Here is a 25,756-nt window from a genome sequence, read left to right as displayed (position 1 = left end):
GCAAAAGATCTGCACAACAAATCTATTCGATTAACAATTGATCTTTAGCAAATTAACATATTTTAACTTATTAGCCTCCGGACTTAAAAATTAGCTGCAGCCGCGGCCCTCACTTCCTTTGTAACAGCAACAGAACTTTCCACGTTCAAGTCAATTCCCTTCGCTTTAAGTTCAGCAGCAATCGCCCTTTTATCAAAATCAAGCTTATCCAGCAGATACTTGTGTTTTACCGCAAAACTTCTGAACACATCATCCCAGGTCATGGCAAAGATCTCCAGGTTGCCCCATGATTTAACTAAAAAACGCTTGCCTTTATCCCTGAATTCATCGTACTGTTTTTTAATATAAGTATCCGTTTCATTACTAATCACAAAAAACTTCCATTTACGCGTTTGCGCATTAAATTCCGGCTGACGGGTCACAAAATCCATATAATCTTCTATTTGGCGAAGCTGCGATTTACCAATCACCACATCCGGACGCTTCAATTCAACCATAATATTCTCTTCCAGATCATCATCATGGCTGGAGGGATCCGGCACACTCCGTTGCCTGCAGATAAAAAGATCAGGTCTTCTGACCTTCTCCGCATCCTGCAATTTAACTTTTGCAGGTGCTGGTAAATTATCTATGATGTACAAATACTTCGACAGTACCTTTTCAAAAGCTTCATTCGCTGTAACCAGATGGAATTGTTCTCCAAACAACCAATAATTCTCTGCAATTGCATGCTGTATATGGTCCCTTTCATTAGTAAAGGATTTCAGGTTAAATACCAATGTCTTCAGCAGTTCTATCGTTTTAGCCCGGCTTTCAATCAGATTGATGGTTCGCAGGATATGGCTGAACGATGTTTTCTTTAACAGGTTGGACAAGTTTTCCCGCTCCTCGGCAGTTATTTGCACAATTCCATCCAGAATGTTTAAAATATGTCCTCTTTCATCAGTATCCAGTAAAAGATTAATGAAACCCACACTCGTCTTTTCCTGAGTTTCACTTAAGCCCTTAAAGATCTTTGGTTGTATACAGTAAATCTCCCTCACCACCTCTACCAGATCTTTCTTTTTCTCCTGCTCATACTTGTTGTTCCTGAATTTTGGAAATACCCCCGAACGCTCATACTTGGAAATCAGCTCATCTGCAGCATTGATCCTCACAAAAGCCTTCTGTTTGGTATTAATAATGTTTCGGAGTTCCTTTAAAAGCCTCTTAAAAACCAGATTGTTTCTGTTCACCCCAAACAGTCTTCCAGACCCTTCTTTATCTGAAGAAATAAACTCGTTAAAAAAGCTCGACTCCACATACATGCTGTGGTAAAAATTGATGGCATTGTGATTAAAAGAAGTCAACTCTTTATACAACTCCTTTTTATGCTCATTCAAAAAATAATAGTAAAATTTATCTCCGATTTTCTTTTTCCACCGCACATAGGTAATCTTAAATTCAAATTCATTTCCTCCATGATCTGAAACTACACTTTTGAACACCTCATCTTCGGCAATAATATCCCTGAACTCTATAGCCACACCGTTTAAGCTCAGGCTAAAATGTCTTTGTTCATTCAACAACAGAAACCACCCAAATTCTGCCTTCAAATAATCCATAAACTCTGTATTGGTCAAAGAATATCCCGTAATTCCGTACAGGTTGGATAACCTTAAACTCGTTCCCGTTTCCTCTACGGGAGAAATCCGGTTATTTTCATTCTTATATACATGTTTGTTTCCTGCATGTATGGTAATGTCGTATTCCAGAAATTGTCCGCTTTGCTGATCTTTATAAACCGTCTGCCAAACCGCAGTTTCTGCAAATGCGATAAAAGAGAACCTCCCCTTCCCCTTCTTTCCCCTAACCGAAGAAGTCTTTTGTACAGATTTACGCTTCAGCGAGTCTAAAAAAGAGCCAAAAGTTTCACCCAGCGTAGACAAATCAATTCCAGTTCCATTATCCGTGATGACCAGATCACCAATATGGTCCAGTTCATTCGCGTTAAACACCAGATCAACACAGGTTGCTTTAGCATCAAACCCATTCCAGATCAACTCAGCAATAGCCTCCTTATATTCTTTGGTGATCCCTGCTGAGTCTACACTGTTGTTATTTATTCCGACTTTATTTTCCATACCCGATCATTAGATCAATTAAATAGCTAAAATACTAAAAATATTAGTAAATAAAAATAAATATCTCCCTTAAAAGAAAAGAATATTTCTATACATATTTAATATTTTTAGGAGCAGGTTTTCCTACTTTAGTACGAAAAAACCAAATTTGCCTAAGCAGACATCATACACTCTGACAGGAATACAGTAAACTGCAAAAAATGAAACAAAAAGTCTTTACCCTATTTATCTCAATTCTACTTTTACATCTTTCAGCCCATCCTCAATCTCTTAAATGGAATAACCCGGTAGATGCCGGATATCCTGTAGTTGACGGCAGGCACTGGCAAACGGGATTAAAAAACACATATAACCGCTTACCAAGTAACGCCCAGCAAAATGTAAGAAAAGAGCTCTGGGAATTATCACAAAATTCAGCTGGAGAATACATCACCTTTACCACCGATGCCCGGGAAATAAAGGTAAAATATCAAGTCAACGGCAGCTATATTATCCCCAATAGTACGGCTTTAAATGTAAGCGGTGTTGATCTTTACGCTCAGGATATAAAAAACAACTGGCACTGGATCAGTGGTAAATACGATCTTGGCGATACCATCAGGTTTCAATTCAGCAACATCAGCGCGCCATTACCCATAAAAGAATACAGGCTCTATCTCCCACTTTATAAAACCCCTTCATGGGTTCAGATAGGTGTGTCTTCCGTTGCCACATTTCAATTTCAAAAGGTAAACGAGAAAGAAAAACCTATTGTTATTTATGGGACATCCATTTTACAAGGCGCAAGTTCCAGCCGGCCCGGGCTTGCCTGGAGCAATATATTAGGAAGAAGATTAAACACCAGGGTTATCAATCTTGGATTTTCCGGTAATGGACAACTGGAGTCTCCTTTAATTGACTTAATCAATCAAATTGACGCCTCTCTATATATACTAGACTGTATGCCGAACCTCTACGACCGAAATAAATTTTCAGATGAAGAAGTTGAAAAGCGTATTACCAGTTCAGTGAAAAATTTACAGCAAAAACATCCACTCGTTCCAATCCTGCTTACCGAACATTCCGGCGCATTACCAGCGCTTAATTTAGACAGCTCCATCACCAACAAATATACCCATGTTAGTCAGGTACTGTCTGCCACATTTTATAAACTGCAAAAAGAAGGAATCAAAAACATTTATCTGCTTAAGGCACAAAAAATAGGTTTTACGTCCGATAGCACTATAGATGGAACACACCCTAATGACATTGGAATGATCCAGTATGCCAATGCATATGAAGAAATAATAAAACAGATTTTAAAGAAAAAGTAACCTTGGCAACCATTGTTGTGTACCACGTGTCAACTAGCCCGCTAAAAAAACAGATATGATACAAAACCCTGGCTGGTAATCCTAAAATGACAATATGCTTTAAGTAAGAGATAATATGAGTTGCATAGACTTATCTAACAAATTGTAATTTTACCAATCAGATAAACTTTAAATGAAAAAAATCTTTGCACTCACAGCTTTATTCACCTGTTTTTATGTACATACACATGCACAGAACAATGCAATAAAGCTGCAAAACACCATTTCTATAGCACCAAATGACAGCAAGGCCACCATTATTGCCAAAGCTGCACATGTAGCTCCTACAACAAATCAGCTCAGTGCCTTAAAGAATGAGTTTATTGCTTTTATACATTTTGGCCCCAATACCTTTACACGGGTAGAATGGGGAAATGGCGTTGAAGACCCCAAAGTATTCGATTTGAAAGAACTGCATACTGACCAATGGTGCCAGGCCATGAAAACCGCAGGCATTAAAATGGTCCTTCTAACCGTAAAACACCACGATGGATTTGTACTTTGGCAAAGCCGGTATACCAATCACGGAATCATGTCTACAGGATTCCGAAATGGGAAAGGCGATATTTTAAAAGACCTCTCGGCATCCTGTAAAAAATATGGGTTAAAACTAGGTATCTATTTATCACCGGCAGATCTGTTCCAGGTAGAAAGTCCAACTGGTTTATACGGCAATTTGAGCAAAGTTTCTAAACGCACCATACCCCGTCAAGTGGCCGGAAGGCCATTTGACAACAAAACCAAATTCGAATTTGAGGTTGATGACTATAACGAATATTTCCTCAATCAACTCTTTGAAGTATTAACAGAATATGGACCAGTGTATGAGGTTTGGTTTGATGGGGCAAACCCCAAGTCTAAAGGTGGACAGAAATATAATTATGCCGCCTGGAAGAAGCTGATCCATACCCTGGCCCCAAAGGCCGTTATTTTTGGCAGAGAAGATATCCGCTGGTGTGGTAATGAATCGGGTGGTACCCGGGAAACCGAATGGAATGTTATCCCCTATCCTGAAAACCCAGATACAGCAAGCCACTTTCCAGATCTAACAGACAAATCTTTAGGCAGCCGGGAGGAACTATACAAAGGAAAATACCTGCACTATCAGCAAGCCGAAACCAATACCTCTATAAGAGAGGGTTGGTTTTACCGGGATGATGAAAAACAAAAAGTGCGCAGTACCGATGATGTTTTTGATATTTACGAAAGAGCCGTAGGCGGCAATTCTACATTCTTGCTCAATATTCCTCCAAACCGCCAGGGCAAATTCTCTGATGAAGATGTAAAAGTGCTGAATGAAACCGGAAAGCGGATCTCCGAAACTTATAGTAAAAATTTATTTGCCAATGCTAAAATATCAAAGCAAGAGCAAAACACAAGCATTACCACCAGCGCACCAGTTACCATCAACAGAATCCTGTTGCAGGAAAACATAGCCAGCTACGGAGAACGCGTAGAACAACATATTGTTGAAGCCTGGATAGGGAATAAATGGGAGAAAATTGCTTCGGCAACAAATATTGGCTATAAACGTATATTACGTTTCCCAGAAGTTACAGCCTCAAAATTCAGGTTGGTGATTTTATCCTCCAGAGCAACACCTGTTATTGCTACAATAGATGCCTATTATTACCGCACCAGACCGCCTCAGCTCGCCTTCAGCAGAGACATCAACGGTTTATTAACCATATCACCTAAATCACACGAATTTGGATGGAAACCACATGGAGAAAATGCAACGGCCAACCTGAACAAAGGAACCGAAATCTATTATACAACAAACGGCACTGAACCTACCGCTTCCTCCAACAAATATACCGGCCCGGTATCAGTAACCGGGGGTGAAATAAAAGCCCTGTCCATCGCCGATAAAGAAAAAGGACCTGTAGCAACAGAAACTTTTGGAATTGTGAAAAAAGACTGGAAATTATTAGATACAGACAGTGCAGCAAATGACCATACAAAAAATATGGCATTCGATGCCAACCCGCAAACTTACTGGCTGGCCAGCGCCAACAAACACCAGATTGCCATAGATCTCGGCCGTGAGCACAACCTGACAGGCTTTGTTTATACCCCGCCTCAACAATTTGCCGATGGTATGATGGAAAAAAGCATCATACAAATCAGCAACGATGGCAAAAATTGGCAAACTGTAGAAAATGTTGCATTTGGAAATCTCATTAATGATCCCACACCAAGAACACATTATTTTACAAAAATGCTTACAACAAGGTATGTACGGGTGCAGGCTACTTCTATTGCAGCCAATAAAAAAACCTTAGCCATTGCGGAACTTGATCTTTTAGAAAAATAGACACAGATGAAAAAACACTTTCTATTACTTCTGCTTTCTTTCTTGGTTCTATCATTGCACGCCAATATCCGACTTCCAAATATATTGGGTAGCAATATGGTATTACAGCAGCAATCCACCTCCAAACTATGGGGCTGGGCATCACCCGATGAAAAGATAAAAATTACAACCTCCTGGAACAATAAGACCATCGAAACATCAGCTGATGGAAATGCAAACTGGAAAATTGACATTCAGACGCCACAAGCAGGTGGCCCCTATACCATTACCCTGCAAGGTGAAAATAAAATTATCCTCAACAACATCTTAATTGGAGAAGTATGGGTATGTAGTGGTCAATCGAATATGGAGAGGAATTACTATACAGGCATTTCCAGCATTAAAGAGGAATACGAACTGTTGAACAAACTTAATATCAGGCTGTTCAACATGCCTAAAACGACTTCAAAAACACCACAAGAGGATTGCACCGGCAACTGGACAACCTGCGACACTAACGCTCTTAAAGCATTCAGTGCAGTAGCTTATTATTTTGGTAAAAATTTAAACAAAACTTTAAATGTACCAATTGGCCTTATTGCCAGCAGCTGGGGCGGTACACCTGCAGAAGTTTGGACACCGGAAAATCTGATAGAGAATAATGCAACCTTAAAAGAGGCATCGAAAAAAAACAACCCCACTCCATGGTGGCCGGTAAATGCCGGATATACCTATAACGCCATGATTTACCCCATTGTTAATTACAATATTGCAGGTACAATCTGGTACCAGGGAGAAAGCAACCGGGAGGCACCATTGAGTTATACGGAATTAATGAACACCATGATAACTTCCTGGCGTAAAGCATGGAATAAAGATTTCCCATTTTATTACGTACAAATTGCTCCTTATAAATATGATAAATATAATGTGGCTGCATTGGTAAGAGAGGCCCAGACCAAAAGCCTATCCACAGAGAAAACAGGCATGGCAGTAATTTCAGATCTGGTTAGCGATACCCTCGATATCCATCCAACCAATAAAAAGGACGTAGGTATTCGCCTGGCCAATATTGCCCTGGCCGAAACCTATGGTCTAAAAAAAGATGGCTATAAGAGTCCGCTGTTAAAATCTTTCAAAGTAAATGGCAGCAATGTAGTCGTTGACTTTGATTATGCAGAGACAGGTTTAATTATTAAAGGAAAAATGCCAAAAGAAATTTTCATAGCTGGAGCAGATAAGATCTTTTATCCTGCAATGATTAAAATAAAAGGAAGTACCATCAATGTTTCCAGCAAGAAAGTAAAAACACCTGTCGCTGTTCGTTATCAATTTAGTAATGCAGGAATAGGTAATATTTTTACGCTTACAGGTTTGCCTGTTGCTCCTTTCAGGACGGATAACTGGGATATTGATACCAGTAAAATAAAATAAATTCTGTAAGACTGATAAAAAATACTGCGCTCTTCAACTTTTGAAGAGCGCATTTATTTTTTTATCTTTACATTAGGCCCCAATTCAGACAGCACGGCTCTGAATCATAACATGATACCAACAAAGCTAGAAGAAATTTTTAATGACGAAAAAGCATTATTGCACCAAATCTCAACTGGTGATACTAAAGCTTTCAGTACAATTTTTCATCGTTACAGTCCAAAAGTTTACAACTACGCTTTAAAAATTGTCAAATCAGAAACCCTTGCCGAAGAAATCACACAGGAAATATTCGTAAAGATCTGGAACCAGGAAGAATACCTCACCCAGATTGAAAACCTGGATGCCTACCTGAGGGTCCTGACCAGGAACCATACTTTAAAAGTTCTGCGCAGAATGGCATTAGAAGTGAGAACCAGCAGAATGATGGCCTCTAACTACAAGGAAGATCATAATGAAACCGAGGAATACATCATATTTAAAGATTCAGAAAAAGTCTTAAATCAAGCCATAGAGAAGTTACCAGCACAGCAAAAACTGGTTTATACCCTTTGTCATCAGGAAGGATTGAAATATGAAGAGGTTGCCGAAAGGCTCAACATCTCTAAGCTAACGGTAAAAACGCATATGCAACATGCGTTGCGCTTTCTGCGAAATTATGTAAGTACGCATACCGACATTGCAATAGTGGTCATCCTCATGACTTTACTAGCCGAAAAACATTAATTTATTTTTTTTCAATTCTATTACTCCTCTCTCCTTTGCCAGGGGTCTTTACAATAAAGGGAGCCTAAACAACACACCTATGAATTCAAGATTAGCCAGTCTATACCAGCGATACATTGAAGACACCTGTACTCATGAGGAACGGGAGGAATTTCTATCTCTGGTCGCTGAAAATCAAGAAAACGGAGACATCACAAGCTTAATGGATGACACATGGGATAAAATCAAAACAGACGGGCTTTTATTTCCTCATGCAGGCAATATGCTGCAAAACATAATAGCAAGTCATCAAAAACCTGTTGTTAAAAAAATCTCCTGGTACCGTTATGCCGCAGCAGCAGCAGTTCTTTTGGTTACCGGCGCAGGCCTTTTCTATTATAATAGCCATCACGTCATCCTGAATTCATTTCAGGACCCCGGACTGGTTACAAACACCATCAAAGCTGGCCAAAATAAAGCAACCCTAACACTTGCCAATGGAAAAGTAATCAATCTTGATAGCACTACAAATGGAGAAATTGCCGAACAAACTGGCATCACTATTACCAAAACAGAAAAAGGACAACTTGTTTACAATGTTGCCGAGTCTGCGAAAAAAGCAAGTACTACATCCCCTGAAATAGCCTATAATACCATAACCACCCCTAGAGGTGGGCAATACCAGATCGATTTACCAGATGGCAGTAAAATATGGCTTAACGCATCTTCCTCTTTAAAATACCCAACCCTATTCAGCAAAAATGAGCGCAAAGTTGAATTAACAGGAGAGGCTTATTTTGAAGTAGCAAAGATGACAATCAAAGAATCCGGCCATAAAAAGGCACGAATGCCCTTTATTGTCGTCACCAGTAAACAACAGGTTGAAGTACTCGGCACCCACTTTAACATTAACAGTTACGAAGACGAATCTATAACCAAAACAACACTGCTGGAAGGCGCAGTGCGGGTTTCGCAGATCGGCTCCCGGAAAACTGTAAATCTACTCCCAGGTCTGCAATCCGTATTAAACAACAATAATCTAAGCACGCGTGCGGTGGATACTGAAGAAGCTGTAGCCTGGAAAAATGGATACTTTCAATTCAATGAATCAGACCTTGGCAGTATCATGAGACAATTATCACGCTGGTATAACATTGAAGTCATTTTTAAAGACAACAAAAAATCTGAGGAACTTTTTCACTTCAAAGCTTCCAGAAATCTGGAACTGAACGATATGCTTAAAATATTTGAACTCAATGGAATTAAACTCAAAATAGAAAGGAGGACACTTATAGTAGAACCATAACCAAGCCCATTTAGCCTTTAATAAAAAAACCGGAAGTGTTACGACCACTCCCGGATAAGTTTTAAAGGTTAAATAAAAGATCAATCCTGAAAGACCATATCAATTATCAACCAAATCGAAACAAACCACAAACTCCTTAAGGGGGATAAGGTTTGCTGCGACTAAACCAAACAAATATGAATAAAATTTTAGACACATTAAGGGTCATGAAATTAATTGTATGCTTACTCATTATCAGTTTCCAGGCCAGCGCTGTTGCTTTCAGCCAAAGCATTACGCTAAATGAAAGAAATGCCAGCCTGGAAAGCGTGATCAAAAAGATAGAACTGCAAAGCGGTTACTCCTTCTTCTACAAAATCGACCTATTGAGAAAGAACGCCTCAAAAATAAATCTATTCGTAAAAAATGCCACCGTTGATCAGGCTTTGGAGCAAACCCTCAGCAAACAGCCCCTTACTTATATCATTGTAAACCGCAATGTGATCATTAAAGAGAAGCAAGCAGAAACTGAAGAGAAAAAAAATCCTGAAGTTAAACAACCTGTAAAGGGACGTGTTACAGATGGTAAAGCACCTCTTCCGGGTGTCTCGGTAAGAATTGACGGGACCAATATCGCTACCATGACCGACGGCAATGGAAATTTTACTTTAAACCTAACTCCGGGAACCTACCGTTTAGTCTTCAGTTCCATCGGTTATGAAAGTAAACGTATTGAAACGGTTGTACTCAATGACAACAATTCAGCAATAAACGTTGTCTTAAATCCTGCCATCGCCCAATTACAGGAAGCAGTGGTGATGGGTTATACCACAAAAAAGGCCAGTGAAATCACCGGTTCACTTCAAACCTTCAGTTCCCGCGAGCTGGAAGGCGTTACCTCTAATAACCTGATCTCCCAGCTCAAAGGAAAAATTGCCGGAATGTACATTACAGAGCCCTCTGGCGACCCCAATAGTAAAGCTTCTTTTGTAGTCCGTGGGCAAGGGACTTTACCCATTGATGCAGCCAATGTACGCGTAACCAATAACCTGAACCCATTAGTTGTCATAGACGGAATTATCTACTCAGATGTAATGTATCCAAGCGATATTGTTTCATCAACAGATATTGAAACAGTAACGCTGTTAAAAGATGCAGCATCTACTGCTATATTTGGTTCACGCGCCAGCCAGGGCGTATTGGTCATTACCACTAAAAAAGGTGTTTCTGGTCAATCCCAGCTCAACATCAATAGCAGTTTTGGTATAAGCCAGAGAAACCTGGGTAAAATTCAGTTTATGAGCAGCCAGGAGCTCTATGACTATCAACGCCAAATGCTCCTGAACTCCTACGCCATTAAAACAGAAAACTTAACTCAGGATGCTTATTTAGCTAAATATTTGCCCCCGGCATCGGTACTCGGAACAAATACCAACTGGAACGATCTGCTTTACCGCAACGGCTTAACCAAAACTCTAGATATGTCTTTATCTGGTGGAAACGAAAAAACACGCTATTATTTTGGTGCCAACAACTATGATGAACAGGGGCCATTAAAGAATAATGATCTAAAAAGAAACAGTTTTAAACTCAACCTGGACCACAACATTACCAGTAAATTGAGTTTCAATGCAAACCTAGGTGCCATTTTCGATAAAGGCGACGCCAATCAAGTAACCGGCTCCCCTACGCTGTTGCCATGGTATACACCAAATAACCCCGATGGAACACCTAAAAAAATAATGGGCTCCGACGCATTGGGCTCTCCAAGCCAAAATCCGCTTTACGACCTGCCTTACAACTCCACAATTACCAATACCCAACAAGTTCTAGGCGTATTTTCTGCAAAATACAAAATGTATGACTGGCTAACCCTATCCTCAAACAACTCTTACAACACTACATACATCACAACCAATACCTATAAAGATCGATTATCTCTTGCCGGAGCGGCCGATAAAGGAAGTTTAATACAGAGAAAAGATAATTCTTATTCCTTCTTAACCTCCAACCTACTCACTGCACGCAAACAATTCGGTCTGAGTACCGTAGGCGGAATAGGTGGTTTTGAATACAATAAAGGTGGGAGCGAATACAATACACTGGCCGTTAGAAACATGCCGACAGGTATCAAAGTTCCTGCTGCAGCTTCCGAAGCCTGGAACACACTTTCAGGAAAGTCCTTCAATGGGGAGAAATTTGTAAGAGGATCCTACTCCCTGTTCACTCAAGGAGATTACAATTACGACGAGCGTTATTTCGTAAATGCATCTTACAGGATGGACTACTCTACCAATTTTGGTATCGACAACAGAGCAGGAAATTTCTATTCTTTTAGTGGTGCCTGGCTGGCCAGTAATGAGCAGTTTTTGCGCGGAAACAAATACCTCACCAATTTAAAACTCAGAGCCAGTTACGGAACAAACGGCAAAATTGCCGGTGAAGACTTCCTGACAGAGAGTTTCTATAATTTCGCTTACCAGTATGCCGGTGATCCTGCAGCCATCATCAATCAGTTGGGGAACAGACAAATTACCTGGGAGCGCGCCTATGTGACCAACTTAGGTATCGATCTGGGCTTGTTTAATCGTATATCGGTTTCGGCAGATTTTTACCGCAAACGCAATACCGATCTGTTGCAAAAAGTAGCCACTTCGTCTTTACTGGGCGTACCTAGCCAGTATCAGAATATCGGTGCAATGCTCAACCGGGGTATAGAAATCGTATTAAATTCCAAAAACCTTGCAGGTCAGTTTACCTGGGAAACAGGATTAAATCTTACCTTCAATACCAACAAAGTTGAAAAATTATACGGCGGTCAGATCCTATATGGCAATGCAGGCCTCATCAAAGAGGGCGACAATATTGCCAGCATTCATGCTGTAAAATGGCTGGGAGTAGATGCTCAAACCGGCATGCCACAATTTGAACGTCTGGAACGCGATCCGGTAACCAATGCCATTACCCGCAAAATTGTAAATACAATGGATGATGTCACCAAAGGTCTAACTGGCAATGATGCCAACATGCAAAACCAGCTGATCGGAAATACCACGCCTTCGTTTTACGGCGGTTTACAAAATACGTTCGGCTATAAAGGCTTTGAACTGTCTGTATTGTTAAACTTCGCTGGAAACTATATGGTATACAACAATTCCAGGTCATCTTACTTCGCCTCTGATGGAAACAACATCATTAAATACAACCAGATTAAGCCCGCTGCCGGTCAGATTATCTGGCAAAAACCCGGAGATCAGGCTACCGAACCCATGATTTACCGTAATCGCACAGATGGTGCCGATGAAAGCAGTTCCAGATTTTGGGAAGATGCCAGTCACATCCGGGTACGTAACATTCGTTTAAGCTACGCTTTACCAACTCAGCTCATCAGTGCAATTAAATTAAAAAGAGCAAACATTTACGTCAGCGGCGACAACTTGTTCATCTTCACTAAAAAGGGTTTTTATGGCGTAGATCCGGAAGGCGGATTGGCAGCTGATCCGAACAATTACGGTATAGGTGCCGGCTATGGTGCCAGTCGTAAATATCTTTTAGGCGTACAGTTAACCTTTTAATCATGCAGACAATGAAGAAATACATATTATCCATTTATATAGGATTTGCAGCAATGATTTTATTTGGCTGCAAAAAAACGATCGACGAAAATATCCGTCCATTTAATGACAAGGCTGATGTGGAATTGCTAAGCACCCTTGATGGCCTTGCCAGTGCTACCAACGGTAATTACGCCTTACTGGTTACCTCCTCCGCCAGTGATGCATCTTATGATGCGAGCTGGTTTAATATGAGCGAGTTAAAAGGAAACAACCTCTATGCCATCACCCGTGCTTTCCCGCAAACCAGAGATGACAGCTATACTTACGCCAACTCGCCAAGTCAGGGCCCTACCACCAGTTTCTGGCGCGTATCCTATCGCCTCATTTCTGGCACCAATAAGGTTATCGATGCCGTAAAAGATGGCGAAGATACTGCACATGATCAAATTAAAGGAGAAAACTATTTCCTTCGTGCCCTGGCCTATTTTAACCTGGTCCGGATATATGGTCGTCCATATTACCAAAACAATGGCGACAATCTTGCGGTTCCTCTTTCTTTAAACTCATTGGTAAATAAAGATTTCCAGCCAAAACGCAATACGGTTAAAGAGGTCTATGCACAAGTCATTTCAGATTTGGAAAAAGCTGCAGCCCTAATGAATGTACCCAGATCTGGTAACCCGAATTACTATGCGAGCAAAGAGGCTGCGTGGGCATTGTTGTCACGTGTTTATCTGTATATGGGCGGCACACCAACAGCTCCGCAAAATACCTACAATACAAAAGCTGCAGAATACGCAGACAAAGTGATTTCAGCAAATAAATATACCCTGATCACCGGAACCGCTTATACCAATGCATTTAACTCTGATAGTAAAACCAATAAAGAATTTATTTTCGACTTCAAACATGACGATGCCAATGGAAATTTCATCAATGAATTTCTGGCAACAAGAGATGTATTTGGAAACCCTTATCAAGGTGAATATACAGCGTCTCCAGATTATATGGCCCTATTGAATCAGAATCCATCAGATTTAAGAATGAGTTTTATCACAGTTGAAACTGACAAAAGAATAACTGCAACCGATAAAAGCAGAAATACAGTAAACAAGTATAACTATCAGCAGATCTTTCCTCTGGGTGGATTTGATTTCAGTGCGAAAAGCAGAAGTGGAACCGCTTACATTCGTTTGGCAGAGATGTACCTCAACAAAGCAGAGGCTTTAGCCAAGTCAGGCAATACTGCCGATGCACTAACTGCCGTTAACGCAGTAAGGGTAAGGGCCAATGCTCCGGCATGGACTGCTGCTAGCTTATCAACTGCAGGTCTCACGGTATTTCAAGCCGTATTCAATGAGCGGAGGCTCGAACTAGCCTGGGAAGGAAACTCTTCATTTGACAACTTCCGTAATGGCCTGCCATTAACAAGAAACTATATAGATTATTTTTTCTCTGCGCCTTTAACTATTCAGCCTGATGATAAGCGAATAGTTTACCCAATTCCGCTGATAGAAATTCAACTGAACCCAAATCTGCAACAAAACCCACAATAAAAACATGAAAAAATTATTCATCGGACTCACCTGCCTGGCTGCACTATCCGCATCCGCACAAAACCGGGAGATCGCATTTAAGGAAGCCGACTGGAAAACACAATTGGCTGTAGCAAAAAAAGAAAACAAGATCATCTTTTTTGATGCCTATACCTCCTGGTGTGGCCCGTGCAAAGTCATGGCCAAACAAGTGTTTACAAAAGACAGCGTAGCTGATCTGTTCAACAACACCTTCCTCAATGTTAAATATGATATGGAAAAAGGGGAAGGCCCCGCGTTGAAAGATAAATATGAAGTAAGTGCCTTCCCCACCTATCTGTTCATCAACGGAGATGGAGAAATCGTACATAAAATTGTTGGTAGTATGTCGGCATCTGAATTTATGCAAGAAGCAGGCAAAGCGCTAAAACCAGAAAGTACCGCATTCGGACTGGCCAAAAAGTTCAACAATGGTGATCATTCCGAAGCCACAGCAGTTGCTTATTTAGAAGCCTTGGAAAAAGCCTATGAAGCCGATAAAATGGGTATTGTAGCAAAAGTCTATTTTGATGGTCTTCCTGCATCAGCACTTATGGAGGAACATAATTGGAACCTTGCTCTCAAGTACCTCAATAATCCTTCTTCTCAGGCCTTCGCCTATTTCTATGCCAATAAGGGAAAGTTGGAGTCAACATACGGAGCAGAAAAGGTAAACCCTTATTTCAGAAACACTTTTAGCATGGCAGTTTACTCTGTAAAAAGGGCATATGAAAAGAAAACAGGGCTTAAAGAAGCAAAAGAAAAGGTTGCAGCAATTAGAAAAATCCTGTCCGGGAGCACCAATTATTCCAAGCCTATGCTTACCCAGCTCGACCTGATCGAATTCGCTGCCGCAGGACAGTGGGATAAATTTACCAGCCGTGTTGACGCTGTTTCTAATGACAATGATTTTTCATTAAAAAACTATTTTATCATCGGAGCCGCAAACGATGTGGTTACCTCCGCACCAGCAGCACAATATCCGAATGCCCTGAAATGGGCCGCTCAGATCGAGAAAAGCAACCCCGATCTTTTCACCAGCATACAACTGGCCGACCTGAGAAAAAGAATATTTAAAAAACAGGGAAAAACAACAGAAGCAGAAGTCATGGCAACCAAGGCACAAGATCTAAGAAAAGAAGCCATGCAAAAAGGGAAAATGACACCTCCAATGATGAAAGACTAATACTAAAACAAAGAACAATAAAAAAATGAAAAGAAGAGTAATTCTAGCGGTTGTCGCATTATTTATGATGATCAACTGCTTTGCGCAGAATGGAAAAACAGTAACTTTTACAGGTACAGTTAAATTCCCCGACACCGAAAACAAGTACCCGATTTACCTGGGAAAATATGAAGGTGAGGGCTTTAAAAGAGCCTTCAAAGCAATAGACAGTACGAAAGTAGATGCCAACAACAATTTCTCTTTCAAAGTACCGGCAGACAAGCCGGACTTTTACCAGGTACGTGTTTATTATTTTGACCGCATTGATTTCTGGGCAAATAAAGACAATATCCATGTCAACGTGCGTGGTATAGATACGGCGAAGATGAAAATCAAAAACCCGCCGTACATCTATATGGAAAACACATCAGCAGAAAATGATGTGATTAATGATGTAAACCTGGTAGGCTATCTTGACTATCAACAAATGATTGCAGTAGGTCAGGAACAATACAGGGCAGGGCGCTCTAAAGATACGGTATGGATCAATTATGTGAAGGACGGCTTTGAGCGCATCAACAAAGACCGTGATTTCCGCATCAAATACCTGGTTAACAAATACAAAGACCAACCCACAGTACTATATGCACTCGGTTACCTGAATCCCAAAAGAGACAGGGAACTGGTCATGTCTACCTTAGACAATCTGACCAAGAAATTCCCTGACCTGGATCAGGCAAAGAAAAGGAAAAAAGAAATCCTGGACGGTATTGCACAAGAAGAGAAAATTGCCGACGGACAGAAAGCACCTGCTTTTGCTTATCCAGATGTAAACGGTAAAAAATGGGGACCTAAAGATTTCAAAGGAAAATACCTGATTATTGACTTCTGGGCTTCATGGTGCGGTCCTTGCCGCCAGGAGATCCCTCACTTAAAAGAAGTATACAGTAAATACAAAGACAAAGGTCTGGAAATCTTATCTGTATCTGTTGATGCAAAACCGGCCGACTGGAAAAAAGCAATGGCAGAAGAGAAAATGGGCTGGCCACAGATCAATGCAGTAGAATCTAAACCCGTAATGGCCGATTACCTGTTTAGTGGAATTCCTTACCTGGTTGTTGTAGATAAGGACGGAAAAATCGTAGAGAAAAATGTTCGCGGCGAATCGTTAGATAAAGCCATGAAAAAAATATTCGGCATGTAATCAGCAACGGGCCAGGCTGAAATTCCTGGCTCTTTTTTCAAATAGACACTTAAAAATATGAAGAAGATCGTATTAGCCCTGATACTCCTAACCAGTTTATCTGCAATTAAAGCTCACGCTCAGATGGAAACTGCCCAAAAAATTAAATGGGACATAGAAAAAAGCGCAGACATCAATATGCCGCTGGAGATGACTTGGGAAGTTTTCAGTAACAATGACTTACTTAAAAAAGCCTCGAATGGTTATGTAAGTACCATAGAAGTACTAGATGCAAATCCACCCGTATCCAGAAAGATTGTTTTTTCAAATGGCGGCAGCCGTGTAGAAAACATCACACAAAATGAACCACACAACAAGCTTATGGCCATAGATTTTGCAGACGCCAACCTGCCTAAAGGAATTAAATCAGCAGAATTTGCTATTTTTTTAAAAGACAAAGGAGGCAAAACGAATGTGACATGGAGAGGTATGGTAAAAGGTGATACAGAAGCAAAAAAAGCTTTGGTTACACAGCTAACCGCAGAATTTGACAGCTATGCCACAGGTTTGGATAAGATGACAAAAAAATCAATCCCGGCAGCCAAAATGAATTAATTAACAGGGCTTATATTATTTAAATGCCCCAAAAAGCGAGAAACTTTTTGGGGCATTTTTATTTAGGCTTTATACACAATTACCTTATCCAGATACACACTGCACCCCTGGATCAATTAATTCTTCAAGGTATTATCTCCATACTATGCTATCTTTATATTTGGTATTAAGTTACGTCAATACGATCCCTATGTCAGCAACGAATTCTAAAGTCACAACAACAAATCCTCTCAGCGGATTCTATCAATTTTTGAATAAATCAAGCGACATTGCTATTGTAATAGACCACAAGTTAACTGTACTGCATAAAAATCCAAAAGCAGAACTGCGCATCAGTGGCAACAAACTCCAAACATTCATTTCACCTCATCACAAAAAGGAATTTGGACTGTTATTAAACAAAATTATAGTCAAAAAGATAGACACCTGTCCAATCAGGATTCTTTTTACTGATGGCATCTGGTATGAGTGCCAGCTTACAAATTTGCTGGATGACAACGAAGTTAGGGGAATTGTATGTATCATGAGGGAAGACGTCAACAACAACCACCTGAGTGACGAACAACCTGGAACAGAACAGTTTTATCAAACCATCACAGATAACATCCCCTCCATAATTGCCTACTGGACAGCCGATTTACGCTGCTTGTTCGCCAACAAGGCTTATCTTTCATTTTTTGGTAAAACTGAAAATGAAATGTACAATACCAGGATAGACAAATTATTTACAAAAGAACAGATTTCAAAACATGAGCATTTCATGGAGGAAGCACTAAAAGGACTGCCTCAGAGATTTGAACGGACTCTTGAGATAGAAGGCAAAGGAGACAGGATTATACTTACCGAATATGTACCAGATGTTGAAGATGGGCATGTAATGGGTTTTTACACACTAATTTACGACATTACTGACCTTAAATTACAGGAAAGGGAGTTGACCCTCAATAACGAAAGAGAACTGTTTAATCATAAAATAAGTACAGTTTTTAGCAAAGAAGAAAGCTTGAATAAGGTTCTTTCCACAATATTGGAAAAACTGATTGCTTACGGTGATTTTTTAATTGCAGAAATATGGCTGATCAGTGTAGACAAACAATCCTTAGCCCTTGCTGCGCATTTCGCTTCCACCGATATTGCCGAAAGTTTTTATCAGAACAATAAAGACTTCAAAATACAGATAGACGGAGATGGATTTATACGGAACATATGGAAAACCGGCAGTCCGCAACATTTGATTGATCTTGATCAGCATGAACCTTTTTTGCAAAAGGATATCGTACAGAATGTGGGACTTAAATCGGCCTATGGTGTACCATTGATTGACAACACTGGGGCAGTCCTAGGAGCTATGATGGTTGGTCTGAATAACAATAAAGAACCAGACCAACAATTTATACAACTCATAGAGGGCATAAGTACTCATTTTGCAATGGAAATTGTAAGAAAAAAACTCGAACTGGAATTGGAGCAGATATTTAATTATGCACCAGACATCATTGCAACCGCAGGAACAGATGGTTTTTATAAGAAAATAAATCCCGCACTGATAAAACTGCTTGGTTTTTCTGAGCAGGAACTATTAAACCGACATTTCATTTCATTTATACATCCCGAAGACCTGGATAATACTTTATACGCATTCAAAGAAGTCATCGACGGTATGGCATTGCATTATTTTGAAAACAGATTAATAAAAAAAGATGGAACTTATATCTGGGTGGCCTGGAACGTTACACCAGCAACCGAAAGTGGATTGATATTCTGTGTAGGAAAAGACATCACAGAAAGGAAAAATTCTGAACAGGAGCTCATTACATTAAATCAAAAACTTGAATATCAAAATAAGCAATTAAAGGATATTTCATGGATTCAGTCTCACATGGTCAGGGCCCCGGTTGCACGGATTTTGGGTATCGTTAACATCATCGATTCAGGTACCCCTCTTTTTAATGATGAACTCAAAGAAATGCTGCAGTTTTTAAAAAATTCTGCCCAGGAACTGGATGAAGTTGTTGGTAAAATCACCGCACTGTCAAAGAACCCAGAGAAGGAATAAAAAACAAGATCATTAACAACATATAAAATGAATATCAAAAAGACATTTCAATTTTATAATGCTTTTCTGCTATCGGTCGTTGTTTTCAGCGTCTCTCTGACCAGCTACGCCCAAAAAGGAAGCAAACATATTTCCTCCATGAAGCCTAATATCGTATACATCCTTGCCGATGATATGGGCTATGGCGAATTGGGTTCTTACGGCCAGGAAAAAATTGAAACCCCAAATCTCGATCAATTGGCAAAGAGAGGAAAACGCTTTACGCAACATTATGCTTATCCTGTTTGCGCCCCGTCACGCTATTTATTGATGACCGGACAAAACTCAGGAAAGGCCTTTATCCGCGGGAATCATGAATGGGCCGATCGTGGAGATGTTTGGAATTTCAAAGCGATGGAAGACAATCCTTACCTGGAAGGCCAATACCCAATTCCCGATTCCACCATCACCATTGCCAAAATTCTTAAAAAGGCGGGCTATACAACCGCTTTGGTGGGTAAATGGGGCTTAGGCGCCCCAATGACTGCCGGTACACCAAATAATCAGGGCTTTGATTATTTTTATGGCTATATCTGCCAGCGGCAAGACCACACCTATTACAGCGGGCATTTATGGGAAAACAACAACCGTGTGCCTTTAGACAACAGGATCGTTGACCCCAATATTGAATTGCCTAAAGATCTCGATCCATTGGACGAGAAGAACTATGAAAAGTATCAGCAAAAAGACTACGCTCCCGATTATCTTATTAAAGCGGCTCTAAAATTCATTGACAAAAGTAAGGACAAACCTTTCTTCCTGTATTACCCCTCCCCTTTGCCCCATGTATCGCTACAGGCACCTAAAGATCTGGTGGCTTACTATCACAAGAAATTCGGAGACGAAAAACCCTTCTTGGGAGGCTCCTATTTTCCTTGCCGGTATCCGCATGCTACCTACGCCGCAATGATCACCTTGTTAGACCAGCAAGTAGGCCAGATCATTAAAAAACTAAAAGACAAGGGTGTATATGACAACACCATTATTATGTTTTGTTCAGATAATGGTCCCGCCTATAATGCAGGTGTTGATCCCACTTTTTTTAAAAGTGCCGGACCTTTTAACGGAGAATATGGATGGGGAAAAGGCTTTCTCCGCGAAGGGGGAATAAGAGAACCCTTCCTCGTTTCCTGGCCGGGAAAAATCCAGGAAGGAAGCACCTCAAATCTTATATCAGCAACCATTGACATGGTGCCTACCTTCTGCGACCTCTTAAATCTTAAAGTCCCGAAACACGTTGATGGCATCAGTATCCTACCAACAATTCTGGCCAAAGGCAAACAAACCGGTCGCAACTACCTCTACTTCGAATACCCGGAATACGGTGGCCAGCAAGCCATCAGAATAGGGAACTGGAAAGGAATCCGATTAGACATGCTGAAAGGCAATTCAAAATGGTCATTATATGATTTAGCAACAGACCAGACAGAACAGCATGATGTGGCCGCTCAGCATCCGGAAATTATTAAAAAAATGAAGGCAATCTCCAAAAAAGAACACCATACCCCAGAGTTAAGCAGATTTGAAATACCTGTTTTAGAAAACGAAGCGAAATAAAGCTGGTCAATCTTCTAAAGCAGTCATCTAATTAACATTTTTGATTTTCGAATATTTTACTTTTGCAACTTTACGCAAATTTGCATTCATTTGCAAAATGAAAAACAATCAGATAACCATTAAAGCCAAAAAAGCGACACAATATATATTTCTGGTTTGCGGATTTGCCCTCTCCAGCTGGGCGCCTATGGTCCCATTCGCAAAAGAAAGGTTACATCTCAATGATGCTAACCTTGGGCTATTGCTGCTGCTTTTCGGAACCGGAGCGATTTCGATGATGCCCCTGAGTGGATATCTGTCTAAGCTTTACGGTACAAGATCCGTTATATTGATTTCCGGACTGGTCGCTGCTACCTTCCTTCCAATGCTGTTATTGATGCCAAATCCCTGGATGATGGGCGCCGCGCTCTTTGTTTTTGGAGGGGGAATCGGTGTCATTGATGTCGCAATGAATTCTCATGGCATCCATGTTCAGAATCAGTATGGACGCCCAATAATGTCATCTCTTCACGGTCTTTTTAGCGTTGGTGGCCTATGTGGCTCTTTGGGTCTGGGATTATTGATGAGAGCAGGGCTCAATCCCTTAACTGCCGCAATTTCAATTTCGATACTGCTTATTTCCATTCTGCTATTAAAGTATAAATCCCTGTTCACTAAAAAGCAGGAAGGTGATTTACCGGAGAATAATACACACAAAGAACAAAAAAACAAGACCAGATCAGGATGGTTTAGTCCCAGCGTAATTTTTCTTGGAGCAGCATGTTTTGCTATATTTCTGTCCGAAGGAGCAATGCTGGATTGGAGTGCCTTGTTTTTAAAGGAGAGCCGAGGAATAGATCCAGAGCTTGCAGGAGTTGGATATGCAACATTTTCAATTGCGATGGCAGCCATGCGTCTTCTGGGGGATCGCATCGTGGAGCGGTTTAGTGGAAAAACCGTAGTAGTTGCCGGTGGCCTCATTGCTGCCCTAGGAATTTTCATTGCTGTGGCAACCCCATGGATCCCCACTATCCTTCTGGGCTTTGTGCTCTTAGGTATAGGCGCCGCAAACATAGTACCTGTTTTCTTTAGTGAGGGTGGAAAACTTAAAGGAATACCCGCTTCAGCCGCCATTCCCGCGATAAGTACTATGGGCTACGCAGGCCAGCTCGCAGGCCCGGCACTTCTCGGATTTATCGCTTACCATTTTTCCCTGACCGCCGCACTGACTTTCACTGGGGTATTACTTTTAAGTGTTGCCATAACCTATGCATTTAGAAAATCTAACGGATGACCATCACCACCGCATGCTGAATTTTTCAGTAGTCTCTATTGATTTTAATGCAACACTTTTCGTACATTAATAGTCTGATTACTAAAATGTTCAACATGAAACACCTGTTCACCTTCCTCTTAATTTTCACTGCAGTATGCAATACGATATCTGCACAGCAGACTCAGGAAAAATATATCAACGAGATAAAGTACTTGCTTTATTTACCTGAAAACTACAAACAGAACGATCAGCAAAAATTTCCTTTGGTCTTATTCTTACATGGAAGCGGTGAACGCGGCGATGATGTAAACAAAGTAGCCATAAATGGATTACCCAAAATGATTGCTCAGGGCAAAAAATTTCCTTTTATCGTGATATCACCACAGGTGCCTAACGGAGAAGGCTGGGAACCTACCGATTTGTTTCGCCTGATGAAAGACATCAAGGAGAAATATAGAATCGATGAAGATCGTTTATACTTAACAGGCTTAAGCATGGGCGGCTACGGCTGCTGGGAAATGGCGATGAAATACCCTCAAATGTTTGCCGCAATTGTGCCTATCTGCGGTGGAGGCGACACCTCTAAAGTATGGAAAATAAGACATACACCCATCTGGGTTTTTCATGGCGGAAAGGACAATATTGTTCCACTTAAATCGAGCCAGGATATGGTAGATGCTTTAAAGCCCCTCAACCCGAATGTTAAATTCACAATTTTTCCCGAAGACGGCCATGACAGCTGGACATCCGCCTACAACACCGATAGTTTATACACCTGGCTCTCAGGGATTAGAAAATTTAAATATGCCAAAGTACCTGTAGATCAAAAAATACTGGATACCTATCAGGGCACTTATTATAACGACCTGATGAATGATACTTTGAAAATAACCGTAACACCAGGTATAGTAACCCTGACCCGGAAAAAAGGAACTACCGAGCTAAAACCTTATGCAAATGACAAGTTTTTTGTCAACGAGAACGATCCGGTCGATGCCATATTTTCCGGCAAAAAACGTAAAATGCATATTCTTGTAAACGCAGACAGGCAGTATATTTATAAAAGGATCGGCGATTGAAATTAAGATTAGAATAAAACACCAAACTATCCCCTTATATTTGTTGTTTTAAACGCTATCAATATCGATCCCTTAGTAACAAAAAAAAATAAACAAATGAAAAGATTATACCTCATTTTAATCTTAGGTCTGTTTTCCATGAATATAATGGCCCAGACCAATGCAAAACAAGACGTTATTCAAAAAATTGACGGTGAAGAAATGAAGGGAAAAGTGATCAAAATCACCGACACCGAAGTTACTTTTATTTATGCTGGCGAAACTGCCCAGTACGTACTTAAAAAATCAGAAATTGCTAAAATTGTTCACGCCAGTGGCAGAGTAGAGAACATCAGCCAGCAAAGTCTTCCAGCACAAAACCGCCAAAATGACCAGGTAACCATGTCGGCATCTTCTGTTGATCATCACAACAAGATTGCCATCCTTCCATTTACCTATTTAATGGACAATCAACCAGGCGCTGACGCAATTGGTTATAAGGCACAAGAAGACACCTACGGTTTTTTATCACAACACTCTGCGGGATATACCATACTCGACCCAAGAACGACAAATGCCCTGCTCAGCAAAGCTGGAGTTACCAAAGACAAGATGATCAATTTCACTATGAAAGAAATCTGTGACATTCTGGGCGTAGAATATGTGATAGACGGCTCCATAACACAGAATAAGGGATATCAAACCAGTTCCACCAGTGATATTTCGAGCAGTAAAGTAAAGCGGGATAATAACGACAAGGTTAAAGGTGTTTCCTCTTATGGCTCCACAAACAGCAACGCGGTTCAGCGATATGATGTGGCAGTGGGCTTGCATATTTACATGGACAATAATGCAAGTATTTATAACCAAACACATAAAGCTTTCCTAAGCAATACAGATGGATCCTACAATAGTCCATTGGAGTATTTACTTAAAAGATGCCCGTTATACAGAAAATAATTTTAAAGTCCCGGCAAAAAAATGCCGGGACATATTTTCCCGGTGTTAATTATATAATCCCTGTATTTTTGCCAGCTCTATTGTCTTCTCAGGATTAAACTGGCTACCATTCATATAATTTTCAAGACTATATAACAATTGTCTGGCCTCAGGACGTCTATCCTGGTCCGACAGGAAGTCAATACCTGAAACAACCAGCTTTCCCTTTCCTACATTACATTCAAAAACCAAACCCAGAGACTGAGCAGTCACCCAATCGTCAATAACCCTTACTATTGGGTTGATATGGTCACTTACCGCATTAAGTCTGATCGCACTGGAATGGGTCATTGCATCCCACCACTGCCAGTTACTATGGTACTGCGTAGGAAAACTGGCCAATGCAGGATGTTTGGGATTACATAAAATCCCCATAGTTGTTGGTGGTTGGCTGCTGGTCCATGCTGTATTCCAGAAGATAGTAGAGAAACCTATTTTTATATCGCCGCCCTTATCACTTTTAACAGAACCCTTTTTTAATGTTAATAATACCTTACCCCCTTCGTTTAGCATTTTTATAGCTTTAGCATCCAGGATTTGAGTCACCAGTACATCTTTAGGCGTTTCAGGCAGTACATTGGGATATACAAATATGTCCCAGGTATTGGTATGGTTGGCCACTGTTGCGCTTAAGATAACGCGCTGCGGGGTTTTAACCGAAGCCAGTACCTGCTTAATTGTACCTAACCGAATTGCATTTCCTAAAGCAATAGTTTCTGTTTTAAAACTTCCACTAAACAATTTAACACCGCTTTCGGAAGTAATGCTCCAACTGACCACTGCATTTTTTAAAGGTGCATCACCAAAATTTGAAACCTCTAAAGGAACATTCAGCTCTTCATTGTTGGTATAAACCATTTTTGGCAGCCGGGCCAAAAGCACCAGGGGATCACAAAACCGGTTAAATTCTTTCGCAGACATATACGGTTTCGGTTCCCAAAAAGCATCTAAAACACCAACAAGGGCAGTGCCCTGTCCTGGAAAATCACTCAGACCCAATAGCTGAAATCCGCCAAAACCGGGGGTACGCATTGCAGCTTCTATATCGGCTTTATAACAAAGCGATTGTAACTTTCCTGTAGCCATAAAAAAGCTGTCAGCCAACATGGAGAGGCCATTTTGCTCCAGCTTGTCCCGAAATATTTCGAAGTTCTTTGGTTTTAATATCCCATCATATTTTTTAATCTCCTTGAAATCAGGATATACACACCATTGACCGATCTCATGACTAACAGTAGGTTGTTTCCATTTAGAGATGATCTCTGTAAAATCATAATCCGATTTTGGAGCTTCTTTATTTATAATGCTCGACAGCCCCTGCCCCCAGCCCTGAATCCTCGGCTCTGGCATATTATTGTAATCGCTGGCATCGTTTTGCGGCCAACCTGCTGCAGTGGTGTACATCCTCCTTGAATCTTTCATTTTCCAGTACTTTACAAAAGTAACCAGGTAGTCTGCATTGTTTTTTCCCGATGGCTCATTTCCATAAGTCATCATTACAAA

The 25,756-nt window shown here is 40.6% G+C and carries 16 protein-coding genes and 1 pseudogene; 15 read left to right on the top strand and 2 right to left on the bottom strand.

Annotated elements, in window-relative coordinates; all coding sequences use genetic code 11:
• Window positions 1–83: 83 nt before the first annotated feature.
• Window positions 84–2,123 carry an ATP-binding protein gene (locus DBR11_RS07775; RefSeq protein ID WP_108551281.1) on the bottom strand — a complete coding sequence of 680 codons (2,040 nt, stop codon included), beginning with the start codon at window positions 2,121–2,123 and terminating at the stop codon, window positions 84–86.
• A 200-nt stretch (window positions 2,124–2,323) separates the two neighbouring features.
• On the opposite strand from DBR11_RS07775, the gene DBR11_RS07770 reads away from it, so the two are divergent.
• From DBR11_RS07770 to DBR11_RS07700, 15 genes are all read left to right on the top strand, one after another.
• Complete coding sequence (locus tag DBR11_RS07770; protein WP_108551279.1) at window positions 2,324–3,436, top strand: SGNH/GDSL hydrolase family protein; 1,113 nt, start codon at window positions 2,324–2,326, stop codon at window positions 3,434–3,436.
• Window positions 3,437–3,608: 172 nt separating this feature from the next.
• Complete coding sequence (locus tag DBR11_RS07765; RefSeq protein ID WP_108551277.1) at window positions 3,609–5,792, top strand: alpha-L-fucosidase; 2,184 nt, start codon at window positions 3,609–3,611, stop codon at window positions 5,790–5,792.
• A 6-nt stretch (window positions 5,793–5,798) separates the two neighbouring features.
• Window positions 5,799–7,205: a sialate O-acetylesterase gene (locus tag DBR11_RS07760; protein WP_108551275.1), complete on the top strand. Its 1,407-nt coding sequence runs from the start codon at window positions 5,799–5,801 to the stop codon at window positions 7,203–7,205.
• 111 nt (window positions 7,206–7,316) lie between these two features.
• Complete coding sequence (locus DBR11_RS07755) at window positions 7,317–7,931, top strand: RNA polymerase sigma-70 factor (protein ID WP_108551273.1); 615 nt, start codon at window positions 7,317–7,319, stop codon at window positions 7,929–7,931.
• 79 nt (window positions 7,932–8,010) lie between these two features.
• Window positions 8,011–9,216 (top strand): FecR family protein, encoded by a 1,206-nt coding sequence (locus DBR11_RS07750; protein WP_108551271.1) that lies wholly within the window; start codon window positions 8,011–8,013, stop codon window positions 9,214–9,216.
• 176 nt (window positions 9,217–9,392) lie between these two features.
• Window positions 9,393–12,770 carry a SusC/RagA family TonB-linked outer membrane protein gene (locus tag DBR11_RS07745; RefSeq protein ID WP_108551269.1) on the top strand — a complete coding sequence of 1,126 codons (3,378 nt, stop codon included), beginning with the start codon at window positions 9,393–9,395 and terminating at the stop codon, window positions 12,768–12,770.
• A gap of 11 nt (window positions 12,771–12,781) precedes the next feature.
• The gene (locus DBR11_RS07740) at window positions 12,782–14,308 is read left to right on the top strand and encodes a RagB/SusD family nutrient uptake outer membrane protein (RefSeq protein WP_158275243.1); all 1,527 of its coding nucleotides are present in this window, start codon (window positions 12,782–12,784) and stop codon (window positions 14,306–14,308) included.
• 4 nt (window positions 14,309–14,312) lie between these two features.
• Complete coding sequence (locus DBR11_RS07735) at window positions 14,313–15,512, top strand: thioredoxin fold domain-containing protein (protein ID WP_108551265.1); 1,200 nt, start codon at window positions 14,313–14,315, stop codon at window positions 15,510–15,512.
• Window positions 15,513–15,537: 25 nt separating this feature from the next.
• Entirely contained in the window at window positions 15,538–16,695 is a 1,158-nt protein-coding gene (locus tag DBR11_RS07730) for a TlpA disulfide reductase family protein (protein ID WP_108551263.1), read from the top strand.
• Between the two features lie 57 nt (window positions 16,696–16,752).
• The gene (locus tag DBR11_RS07725) at window positions 16,753–17,289 is read left to right on the top strand and encodes an SRPBCC family protein (protein WP_108551261.1); all 537 of its coding nucleotides are present in this window, start codon (window positions 16,753–16,755) and stop codon (window positions 17,287–17,289) included.
• Between the two features lie 190 nt (window positions 17,290–17,479).
• Window positions 17,480–19,345, top strand: a complete 1,866-nt coding sequence (locus DBR11_RS07720; RefSeq protein WP_158275242.1) for a PAS domain S-box protein — start codon at window positions 17,480–17,482, stop codon at window positions 19,343–19,345.
• A 27-nt stretch (window positions 19,346–19,372) separates the two neighbouring features.
• Window positions 19,373–20,941 carry an arylsulfatase gene (locus tag DBR11_RS07715; protein ID WP_108551257.1) on the top strand — a complete coding sequence of 523 codons (1,569 nt, stop codon included), beginning with the start codon at window positions 19,373–19,375 and terminating at the stop codon, window positions 20,939–20,941.
• Between the two features lie 97 nt (window positions 20,942–21,038).
• On the top strand, window positions 21,039–22,214 hold the full coding sequence (locus DBR11_RS07710; RefSeq protein WP_108551255.1) for an MFS transporter: 1,176 nt from the start codon (window positions 21,039–21,041) through the stop codon (window positions 22,212–22,214).
• A gap of 95 nt (window positions 22,215–22,309) precedes the next feature.
• Window positions 22,310–23,275, top strand: coding sequence for a prolyl oligopeptidase family serine peptidase (locus tag DBR11_RS07705; protein ID WP_108551283.1), 966 nt, complete (start codon window positions 22,310–22,312; stop codon window positions 23,273–23,275).
• 96 nt (window positions 23,276–23,371) lie between these two features.
• Window positions 23,372–24,214, top strand: coding sequence for a hypothetical protein (locus tag DBR11_RS07700; protein WP_108551252.1), 843 nt, complete (start codon window positions 23,372–23,374; stop codon window positions 24,212–24,214).
• A 45-nt stretch (window positions 24,215–24,259) separates the two neighbouring features.
• Here DBR11_RS07700 and DBR11_RS29860 read toward each other — a convergent pair.
• A pseudogene (locus tag DBR11_RS29860) lies at window positions 24,260–25,756 on the bottom strand (beta-galactosidase); the annotation flags it as partial.

This window comes from Pedobacter sp. HMWF019 (genome assembly GCF_003061025.1).
GTDB lineage: Bacteria > Bacteroidota > Bacteroidia > Sphingobacteriales > Sphingobacteriaceae > Pedobacter.
This window is presented reverse-complemented; position numbering and strand designations above follow the sequence as displayed.